Annotated in this window: 8 protein-coding genes; all 8 read right to left on the reverse strand. The window is 43.6% G+C overall.

All coding sequences use genetic code 11. The features are described from left to right. Positions 1 to 20: 20 nt before the first annotated feature. The 8 genes from R7Q46_RS09460 to R7Q46_RS09495 all read right to left on the reverse strand — a co-directional run bounded on the left by R7Q46_RS09460 (position 21) and on the right by R7Q46_RS09495 (position 10,847). On the reverse strand, positions 21 to 1,901 hold the full coding sequence (locus R7Q46_RS09460; RefSeq protein WP_206953635.1) for a GGDEF domain-containing protein: 1,881 nt from the start codon (positions 1,899 to 1,901) through the stop codon (positions 21 to 23). Between the two features lie 110 nt (positions 1,902 to 2,011). Further along, a complete protein-coding gene (gene ilvN / locus R7Q46_RS09465) occupies positions 2,012 to 2,506 on the reverse strand; it encodes an acetolactate synthase small subunit (RefSeq protein ID WP_005379697.1) in 495 nt (164 codons plus the stop codon). A gap of 1 nt (position 2,507) precedes the next feature. Beyond that, positions 2,508 to 4,232 carry an acetolactate synthase 3 large subunit gene (locus R7Q46_RS09470; protein ID WP_005379695.1) on the reverse strand — a complete coding sequence of 575 codons (1,725 nt, stop codon included), beginning with the start codon at positions 4,230 to 4,232 and terminating at the stop codon, positions 2,508 to 2,510. A 449-nt stretch (positions 4,233 to 4,681) separates the two neighbouring features. Then, positions 4,682 to 6,490 carry an AMP-dependent synthetase/ligase gene (locus tag R7Q46_RS09475; RefSeq protein ID WP_238958929.1) on the reverse strand — a complete coding sequence of 603 codons (1,809 nt, stop codon included), beginning with the start codon at positions 6,488 to 6,490 and terminating at the stop codon, positions 4,682 to 4,684. Positions 6,491 to 6,783: 293 nt separating this feature from the next. Further along, positions 6,784 to 7,743, reverse strand: coding sequence for a LysR family transcriptional regulator CalR (calR, locus tag R7Q46_RS09480; protein WP_005379693.1), 960 nt, complete (start codon positions 7,741 to 7,743; stop codon positions 6,784 to 6,786). A 555-nt stretch (positions 7,744 to 8,298) separates the two neighbouring features. Further along, on the reverse strand, positions 8,299 to 9,345 hold the full coding sequence (locus R7Q46_RS09485; protein WP_005379691.1) for an MJ1255/VC2487 family glycosyltransferase: 1,047 nt from the start codon (positions 9,343 to 9,345) through the stop codon (positions 8,299 to 8,301). A 3-nt stretch (positions 9,346 to 9,348) separates the two neighbouring features. Next, a complete protein-coding gene (locus tag R7Q46_RS09490; protein WP_005379690.1) occupies positions 9,349 to 9,897 on the reverse strand; it encodes a phosphatase PAP2 family protein in 549 nt (182 codons plus the stop codon). Positions 9,898 to 10,049: 152 nt separating this feature from the next. Continuing rightward, positions 10,050 to 10,847 carry an SH3 domain-containing protein gene (locus R7Q46_RS09495; protein ID WP_137281685.1) on the reverse strand — a complete coding sequence of 266 codons (798 nt, stop codon included), beginning with the start codon at positions 10,845 to 10,847 and terminating at the stop codon, positions 10,050 to 10,052. Positions 10,848 to 11,141: the final 294 nt, after the last annotated feature.

An 11,141-nucleotide genomic window follows, 5' to 3' on the forward strand; every position in this document is an offset into this window, starting at 1 on the left:
TTTTCGTTTTTGTAAAAGCACTAAGCAATATCATCATAACTATGACATAGCGATACGCAGTTACGCCCTGCACTTTTTGACTCATACAAAGCAATATCAGCACATTTATACGTTCTTGTACGATCAGAGGTTAAATCACTATACCCAGCACTTACAGTAATGCCTCTATCACTACGCATTTGAACCGCGACACGTAGCCTGTTCAATACAATTTCAGCCTCTTCTAGTGTTGTATGCGGCATAATCACTGCAAATTCCTCACCACCGACACGAGATACAAAGTCTGTGCTGCGGACTTCTTCTAGGAGGGTTTCTGCGACACTACAAATCACCTTGTCTCCTTCGTCGTGGCCAAGCTCGTCATTAATACGTTTAAAGTGGTCAATATCAAACAACGCCAAACAAGCAGGAGGGCTATCAGGATAGCGTTCAATAATCCCCGCATATTGCGCCAATTGCTCTTCAAATTTTCGGCGGTTCCACAACCCCGTCAAGCCATCTTTTTCGCTTAGGTTTCGTAATTTTTCTTCTAACTCTTTTTGCCCAGAGATATCCACCAGCGACGTAATGTAATAACTCACTTTACCTGATTTGGTTAAATTCGCCTGAATACGCATTATTGCAGTAAAGACTTGATTAAACTTAGTTCGACAACGAATCTCCCCTTCCCATACGTGTTCACTCTTCAGTGTTTTCCAGATACTCAGGTTTGCTTCGAGATCTTCAGGTAGAAAAATTAAATGATGTGCACTCCAACCTTGGGCATGCTTGGTTGAGTAACCCATCATGTTTTCAAACTCTTGATTAACCATGATGATTCTATGTGAAGCATCCGAGATCATCACCGCAGTCATACCATCAAGAGCAGCTCGAGCCAACTTCGATTCCATACTATGACGCCGATAATGCAGAGCAAGGGCTGCCGTCGGCAAAGTGAAGCCGAGCACCAAACTTAGAACAAAAAACGCTTCTTGGATTAAGTCATCAATATCCCTCTGAGCTCGGGATAATAACTGCTCATTGGTAAGATCAATAACCAGATGAAGAGGTTCGCTAGAAACAAACTGGATGGTGCGATACGCGACCAAATTCGAACCATTGTAAGCATAGCCCGAATCTTTTGAATTTAAACTACGCCAAATGTTTGGGTACATCCGGCCAAAATTAAATTGAGAGCGAGCGGGAATTATATGGCCATACAAACGAGCTGATTTAGGGCTATCAATGTAAAATCCGTCACTCTTAATCAGCTCAATATGGAAATCAAGCACTGACGAATAGTTGAGTCGAGAGGATAAATAGTCAATATCAACATTAAGCACAAGATACCCTTCGCGCTTTCCGTTAAGCGAAATAGGCATCAAAATACGCAGTGACGGGCTATAGGGATAGACTAACTCGCCATACTCTCGTTCTAAACCTATCCCCCACGAAGCGATTTCGCCATCGTCTAAGTTCTTAGCGAATTGAAAGTAATCTCGCTCTGACTTATTTTGCAATTTGATCGCGGGCAACGCAGCGCCTGTTTCAATCTCATAATTAATCCTCACTTTTTCTCGACCAGAAACATCAAGAAAGCGAATTTGCTTATACAACTTTTGATTGATTGCGACCGAGATCCACATGTCTTCTAAGATGGAACGGTTCACCCGGTTAGGTTGGCGCAGATATTCATACAGACTTTGGCTGTGACCAAGTAGGTCACTGATCGTTTCGATTTGATCCTGAATATTGCTGTATTCACGGCCAGTATAGGCCAATTGATGTAACGCTTCTTGAGCGGTGTTCTCAACATTGTTTTCTAACAACGTCAGATATTTCTGATAGTAGTAAGCGGCAGTGAGTGCACTAAAAAATAGTGCTGTCGCCAATAAGGTGCCGACTCGCTTAGGTACTTTCACACGTCTAATGCCTATCATGCTTACTAAAACGACAATTATATCATTAATTGTTATTTTCTAAACAAAAAAGCCACTTAGATTAAGTGGCTTTTCTATATGCAATCAGAGAGTTAAGGTTTGAGAGCTCGCTCTCCTCGCGCAATGCCAACGACACCACTACGAGCAACTTCGACAACTTCGGTCACTTCGGATATCGCTTGAATGAAGGCATCTAGCTTTTCACTCGTACCCGCAAGTTGTACGGTGTATTGGGAAGCCGTGACATCCACGATCTGGCCACGAAAGATGTCTGCCGTCCGCTTCACTTCTGCTCGCGCAAAACCACTGGCTTTCACTTTCACCATCATCAGTTCACGCTCAATGTGCTCATACTCGGTGACTTCTTGCACTTTCAGCACATCGATCAATTTGTGTAACTGCTTCTGAATTTGTTCCAACTGCATCTCATCAGATGTCGTGGTAATGTTCATTCGCGACAAGGTTTCATCATCAGTCGGTGATACCGTCAAAGATTCAATGTTGTAACCACGTTGAGAGAACAAACCAACAACACGAGACAACGCACCCGGTTGGTTTTCCAATAGCAATGAAATAATGTGTCTCATATTAAGTTCTCTCCGTTTTGCTTAGCCACATTTTATCCATACCCTCACCTTTGATTTGCATCGGGTATACGTGTTCGGTTTCGTCTACGTTGATGTCCACAAACACCAGACGATCTTTCATATCCAACGCTTTTTGTAGCCCTTCTTCGAGCTGATCAGGCGTTTCGATACGAATACCGACGTGACCATAAGCTTCTGCAATCGCTGCAAAGTCAGGAACAGAACTCATGTAAGAATTAGAGTGACGGCCTTGATAAATAATGTCTTGCCACTGTTTTACCATGCCTAAGAATCGGTTGTTCAGGTTGATGATCTTCACTGGAATGTCGTATTGCATGGCTGTCGACAATTCTTGAATATTCATCTGAATACTGCCGTCACCAGTCACAACCACGACCTCTTCTTGTGGCATGGCAAACTTCACGCCCATGCCAGCCGGAAGACCAAATCCCATGGTGCCAAGACCACCAGAGTTTATCCAACGGCGCGGCTTATTGAATGGGTAGTACAGCGCCGCAAACATCTGATGCTGGCCCACATCAGACGCCACATATGCGTCGCCATTAGTTAGCTTGTGCAGCGTTTCAATTACTTGCTGTGGCTTGATTCGTTCTGGAGACGTTTCATAAGACAAGCAGTTGCGGTCACGCCATACTTGAATGTCATCCCACCATGCGGTGATAGCATCTTGATCATTTCCACTACCTTGCTCTGCAAGCAGCCCGAGCATGGTTGTCAGCACTTTTTCCGCAGAACCTACGATCGGCAAATCCACTTTCACGTTTTTCGAGATCGATGACGGATCGATATCAATATGCATCACTTTTGCGTTTGGGCAGTACTTTTCAAGGTTGTTGGTTGTACGGTCATCAAAACGCACACCTATACCAAAAATAAGATCCGCTTCATGCATTGCCATATTAGCTTCGTAAGTGCCGTGCATACCCAACATGCCCAGTGAGTTTTTATGTGTACCCGGGAATGCCCCCAAGCCCATCAAAGTACTCACAACGGGTAGGTTCAGTTTGTCGGAAAGCTCTAAAATATGTTCATGAGCGCCAGAAATCACCGCACCACCACCGATATAAAGCACTGGTTTTTTCGCTTCTAATAGCGATTTAAGCGCTTTTTTAATCTGGCCTTTATGGCCTGAAGTTGTCGGCTTGTAAGAACGCATTGAAAGCGTTTCTGGATATTGATAAGGCAGTTTGATTTGCGGGTTCATCACATCTTTTGGCAAATCAATCACAACTGGACCAGGTCGACCTGTAGTCGCGATATAAAACGCTTTTTTGATTGTTTCAGGAATATCTTCCGCTTTTTTTACTAAAAAGCTGTGTTTGACCACTGGGCGGGAGACACCGACGATGTCACACTCTTGGAAAGCATCATTACCAATTAGGCTATTCGGTACGTTACCCGAGATAACGATCATTGGGATAGAGTCCATATACGCTGTTGCAATACCCGTAATGGTATTGGTCGCGCCCGGCCCCGAGCACACAAGTACGACACCCGGTTTACCGGTAGCTCGAGCGTAACCATCTGCCATATGAGTGGCGGCTTGCTCATGCCTTACAAGTACGTGTTTGATTTGATCGGTTTTGGCATGCAGTGCATCGTAGATATCCAAAACAGAGCCACCTGGGTAGCCAAAGATCTGCTCTACGTGCTCTTCTATCAGAGATTGAACCACCATCTCTGCGCCTGACAACATTGCTGTCATAATTGCTCTCCTTAGCCAGTTTCCTCACCGTAAGGTCAACGGATTGGTCTGGTTTTACATAGTCTAGGTCTTATTCGTAGCCTAATCGAAATACTTCCACGTTTTCGGCTATGTCTTGCGTTCGTCATAACATCCCGCAAGGTTACCCAACAAATGTAACGTTTTATTATCAAAGGGTCTAATGAGAGATTGGTCTACTTTTTAAACAAGATACTAGTAATTAGAATGTTAGTAGGAATAGCAGCCACACATCTCCTATTTCACAGTACAACCTAAAAAATTAACGCTCAAAAAAAGAACATTATTTCATAAGGTTTTAGCTATAGGGTGCGAAATAGCGTTATTTGACGAGCAAAGCAGAAAAAATCAATGCAAACAAAAATCCCCAGCAATGCGCGATCACATCACTGGGGATTTTTTCATCAATATAAAATCTAAGTCAGCTTAAGTTACTTTTTATCCGACTTTTCCTTATACATTTCTTCAATTTCATCTTGGTATTTGTCATTGATGACTTTACGACGAAGTTTTTGAGTTGGCGTTAACTCACCATCATCCATAGAGAAAGCTCTTGGTAACAGTTTAAACTTCTTCACTTGTTCAAACTTTGCCAACTCTTTTTGAAGATCGTTCACCCGCTTCTCAATCATTTCGACCACCTGGTGGTGCTTAATCAACTCAACGCGATCGTGATATTTGATATTCAGCTCTTTCGCGTACTCTTCTAGCGAGTCATAACAAGGCACGATAAGCGCAGAAACAAACTTACGAGTATCCGCAATGACTGCGATTTGCTCGATGAAGTGGTCTTTACCAATCGCACCTTCAATCATTTGTGGAGCGATGTATTTACCACCTGAAGTTTTCATCAACTCTTTGATACGATCGGTGATGAACAAGTTGCCATTTTCATCAATGTAACCAGCGTCGCCCGTTTTTAGGAAACCGTGCTCATCAAAGGTCTTTTCCGTCTCTTCTGGCATTTTGTAATAGCCACGCATCACCATTGGACCACGAACCAGAATCTCGTTGTTTTCGCCAATCTTAACCTGTGCGCCAGGCATCGACATACCAATAGAGTCGGGGTTAAAACATTTATCATCCCAACACGATACTGTCGCCGTGGTTTCAGTCATGCCGTAGCCCAACTTAACGTTGATACCAATCGCATGGAAGAATCGACCGATGGTTTCATCCAGCTTTGCACCACCACAAGGCATAAAGTTGATTTGCCCGCCAAGTAGCGCACGCAGTTTGCTCAGAACCAACTTATCCGCCAAAGCGTATGACTTACGCAGCAAGAGCGATGGCTGACGTTTTTCTTGATGACAAGCGGCCATTTTTGCGCCCATGTTGACTGCCCAAGTAAACATGATCTTACGATGAATCGGCGCGCGAGACACTTTCTCATGAATCGCAGAGAAGATCTTCTCATAGAAACGCGGTACGGCACACATCACGGTAGGTCGCACCTGGCTCAGTGCATCACGTACTTGCATGGTGTCTTGCAAATAGCAGTTGGTCGCCCCTTTGTACAATACATAAAAGGTCCAAGCGCGCTCAAATACGTGTGACAACGGAAGGAAACATAATGACACGTCACTTTGAGAAAGGCTCAAGCGCTGATCGTGCCCTTCCAATTGCGCCGCAATGTTTGCGTAGTCCAACATAACGCCTTTTGGCTGGCCTGTTGTACCCGAGGTGTAGATCAGCGTGAGTAGATCATCTTCTTTTGCCTGATCTAAACGCGCGTCCAATTCAACTTGATATGTAGCGTCGCCTTTGGCAACAAATGCTTGCCAAGAGATAACGAAATCATGATCGCCAAGTTCTATATCATCAGACATCGCAACAATGAGCTCTAACTGTTCGCACTGGTCGAAAATGCTCACTGCTGCATCAAATTGAGGCTGTTCACCAACAAACAGAACTTTGACGTCTGCATTGTTAATGATGTACGCCGACTGGGCGGCAGTATTGGTTGGGTAAATAGGTACTGTCACGCTGCGTAATTGCAGTGCTGCGATATCAGCGATCGTCCATTGCGGCATGTTGTTCGAGAAAATGCCGATCTTATCTTGGACTCCTAATCCCTGAGCCAAAAGTGCAAGTGATAAAGCATCAACTTGCTGACCAAATTGCGTCCACGTAATACCTTGCCACTCCTCACCCACTTTATGCTTGAGTGCAACGCGTGTACCACCGTTCGCAATTTGTTCACGAATACGTTTAACGATATGAAAATCTAACTTGGCCATTCTTTTACTTACCTTTTGGCTTACAGGCGTAAGCTAATTGAGCGAACAAGTGTACTCACGGCTTGCTAAAACGCAACTGACCAGTATCAAACTTATCACTAATAAGAGACAACTATCACTTATACGTCGCGAACGTACCTCAAATTGCTGAATGATTACTCTATTTAACTTACTGTTTCGATTGTTGATTACGAAAACAAAAAGCCCCGAGAGACAAAAATCGCTCGGGGACCAATGAATTGTAAAAATTGATGATTACCAATATGGTCTAATCGAGAAGACCAAACGTCATCTTATTTTGCGGCAACGACTTCACCACAAGTGATCATCAGTTGATCGCGTAGCCAAATGTGGCCTTTATCTTTTTCACTTGATTCATGCCAGCTTAAGAAGCCGCTGATTTCTTTGTTCGCAAATGGGAAATCAAGAATTTGCAGTTGATCGCTGTTTACCGCATTTTCCGCCATCCAACGTGGTGCAATAGTCACAAGCTCAGATTGACCCACCACGTATAGTAGGTTGCTTAAACTAGAACCTTCATACGCCGCTTGGCAATCCAGTTCACGGTACGCTTGCTCTGAGAAACTACGTTGGCCATGCACTTTCGATAACTTCGCATGCTTTTCGTTAAGCAGTTGCTCAGCCGTCACACCACCTTGAATGCGTGGGTGTGTTTTTGATGCGATAACCACTAATTCATCTTTGAAGATTTCAGTACTTGAGAAACCTTGCTCATCAAAACGAGCGTAGTCGATCACGAAATCAATTTCTTGGTAGCGCATACGCTCAGACAACAAACGGTCAAATTCTGCATCTAGGTGAAGCTGAACGTTTGGTGCTTGTTGATTCACTTTTGCCATGATCTTCGGAGCAAAACGCATGTCGCAAGGGCTGCAAATCGCAAGCTTGAATAAGCGAGTCGAAGATTCTGGTTGGAATACAGAGCTAGGAAGTTCATTGCGAATCAGCTGTAGTGCTTGGCGAATAGGGCCAAACAGTTGACGTGCTCGTTGCGTAGGCTGAATACCACGGCCTTGGCGCATGAATAGCTCGTCGTTAAACATCACTTTTAAGCGTGCCACGGCGTTACTTACCGCCGGCTGAGACATGCCTAGGTTATGTGCTGCACGAGTAATATTTTGCTCTTGCATTACAGCATCAAATACAGTCAGTAGGTTTAAATCTACACCACGCAAAGTGCTTTCCATACGGTAGCTAGCAATTGCGCTCATCGCGTCTTTCTTCTCTAACATTGAGTGCGCCTCTTTTGTAATCGTCAACTTTGTTCATTAAATTCATAACGAATAGAATCCCATCTCGCACAAAAGACGGCGGCTGGATTCGAATCATTTTACGAATAGATAACCTAACTTTTTATTATATTTATCGTCCGGATACTTCCGGCTCGAACTGTACTATCAACTAATCGATTGCGGTTTCGCAACTAGATTGATATTTAATCAGTAAATTTTAGCCAATTAGGTATTTATTTGTTAAATAACAAAGACTTGATAAAAATATAAAAAACTATAAAACACGTAAAAATGCATTCTTTGAGGACGTATTTAGCAAATTGATAGGACAGGCGGTTAACACAAGCATGCATTTAGCTCAGTTATTGGTTGAGATAAGAACAACATATAGCAGCTATATCTCTGATTGAATTTTGCACTTATCAGTCAAATTATCAGCAAATACACACTGAATAGAAATGAGAGAGGAAGAATAAAAATGCAGCCTTCCAAACAGAAAGGCTGCAACAAAATCGTGTCAAAAATGGAAGGAACAATGTACTTAGAACAACGTACTTAAATGTTCGACACGTAACTTGGAAAATCAACCTGCTCCCACAGTTGTCTGGATAACTCTGCTTTTGAATCCCATGCACCTTGCAGTACCCAATGAACAATAGCCTGAGCAACATCTGGGTATTTCACACTTTCGGCTTGTTGCTCCTTTAGCCACTGGCGTACTGCGGAAATGTCTAAGCTCTCCATCGACATCGCAAGCCCTAAATCTTCTAAGGTCGCAACATTGCTCTGCTGCTCGAATTGACCCGCGAGTGGCTTTAGTAACAATTTTTTCCCCAAAGACAAGGCTTCTGAAGGAAGCTCAAACCCACCATTAGCAATGACACCACTACAGCGATGCAAATGATGCTGGAAGTTGCTGTGGCATAAAGGGCGCAGTTCTATGTTTTCTACCTGCTCACATTCGATCACATCCGGGTGATAACAGATAAACGCTTGTTGATTAAAGTGGAACAATAAGTCCGAGATATCTTCAATCGATTCGAACGGTAGATACACCAACACGAAGTCGTCGTTTTCTGCTTGGCTATCGACGGTATGCACTATCGGTGGTAACAAAGGTTGATCAAAATGATGCCAATGCAAACCAAGGTGGTGTTGAGAAGGCGCAAAGTATTCAATGACGGATTTATCTAACCAACTTGCTCCCTTTAGTGGCACCGGATAACGGAAAGCATTTTGGTGGCTGATACCAATAGAAGGCTTATTTTGTTGTCTCGCTGCCCACGCAGTCACAGGTTCGAAATCATTAATGATAAGATCGTAGGACGATAGATCGAGTTGCTTAACTTCTTTGAAAAACTGCACCAAATTGTTATTCAATGCTGTTTTCGCGTAGTTTACAGAGCCTTTTTCGGTAATAAAGGTGAAGCCTCGGCGAGTCTGGTAATCGCCAAATGCTTCCATTGAAAAGTATTTTTCCGGCGCTCGCCCAGAAAACAAAAAGTCGACCTCAACATCGTGCTCTTTAAACGCATGACTCATCGCCCTTGCGCGTGCAATATGTCCGTTTCCTGTCCCTTGAACACCGTACAAGATTTTCATCAATTAGCCTCCTAACATCGCAATCGCTAATCCACCACAAAGACTGCCAAGCAGTGCACCAATGATGACATCGGTAAAAAAGTGCACACCCAATAAGATTCGCGCGGTTCCGATTAAACTTGCCCAAAAGAATGCAGCAACGCCTAGGCTCGGATAGAAATGGTCAATCAGCGTCGCCATGACAAACGCAGCGGCAGTGTGTCCTGAAGGAAGACTATAGCGATCAGAGGGGGTAATAAAAGCAGGAAGGAGTGCACTAAGCTCTTCAGGACGACGACGCTTAAAACTATTTTTCAGCGTCCAATAAATTGGTAGCTCGATAGCAAAAGCAAGTAAACCCGCCAGTAAAAACCAGACTCCTTGCTCCTTATCTAAATACCAAGCTAATAAACCCAACACCAAGTAAAGGTGCCCGTCACCACTGTGGGAGACTCCTTTGCTGATATTGGCGACTTGTTGATTAAAACGGTGCTTAAGACAAACACTAGAGAGCGCTAAATCAAACTTAGCAATGGTTGCAATTGGCTGTGTAATTGTCTCTATGGTTCGCATGTGACCTTTCCTTACTTTGACAACGCCTTTGTGTGAAAAGTAGGAGGTTTAGGTGACAACAGCATGACGGGAGTTTGGACAATTAATGACAAAGGCCAAATTAAGGTGTGCCCAACAATTTATCTATTGGGCATAACCATAAAAATAGAACATTAAGAAGGGTTTGATGGTTGCGGTTGAGGGGTGTCTATATACCAGACTTTTCTCTTCTTGCGGCAGGCGCGCAAAGAGCCCGTCGTCATGTCGCCATCTTTTGTAAGCTCATAGCTCAGTGAGCGGCAAGTATAGTTTCCCGACAGTTCATGCTCTATACTCGTTTGCTCCGTTTTACTCGAGTTAGGCTCTAGTAGAGGGTTAGGCTGAGTAGATAAAATGTCACGATTTATCACATTGCTGCGCGCATAATCCTTATGGACATAACCTTTTATCACTCCTTTCTGTTCAACGAGAAACCAAGGTTGATCAACCACTTTTGCTAGCACATTAAAGACTTCCCCTTTCGATAACACGCCAAGCTTTGCCCCTTCAAGACTCGGTTTGGAGCGTAGGTTTAATGTGGTCTTAGAGCGGTAAGAGACATCCATAAACTCTACTGGGTTTGAGGTATCGACACCTTCAGTGGTTGGTCGGAAAACTTCCGCTTGCTGTTTCTCACTAGGCTGGACACGGATCTTCCACCAAGAATACGTTTCCGGATCTTTACCTTTAAACTTATTTCGGCTGTCAGACTCAAGGGCAACAAGCATCTGATTCAAGAACGATTCGCGTCCTTCATAACTCAAAAATCGATCCATTTGATCATTGATGACCATGACGCTCTGTGAGTGATCATTCATAACAACGGGGGAAGCCACTTCCACATAGGTCTGCGATTGAAACAGCTGACAACCCGACAAGCTGACCAGAGTAAGTACTATGGCTGAACGTCCAAATTGTTTTGTTAACCTCATTCTTTCCCTAACCCTTATATTTCTTTTACCTAGTGCAACTGCACTACTATAAATGGTCATTCAAAACTTTTGCCAAACAATTCGGACCTTTGTGTGACAAGTCGCAATCCCGATGCTTGTTTTGGTAATGAAACGTCGCAAACTTGATGAGAACTTACTTCTTCTAGCACGTTTCTATCGCATCATGTCGTTTCACTTAGTGCATCATTTTTCTCAAGCAAACGAAAAGACTCATCCGATATGAATAAAAAATCGACTTTAGGGTTGACGCGCTTCATGGAGTGCGGTACTAAT

This window comes from Vibrio sp. 811 (assembly GCF_033339195.1).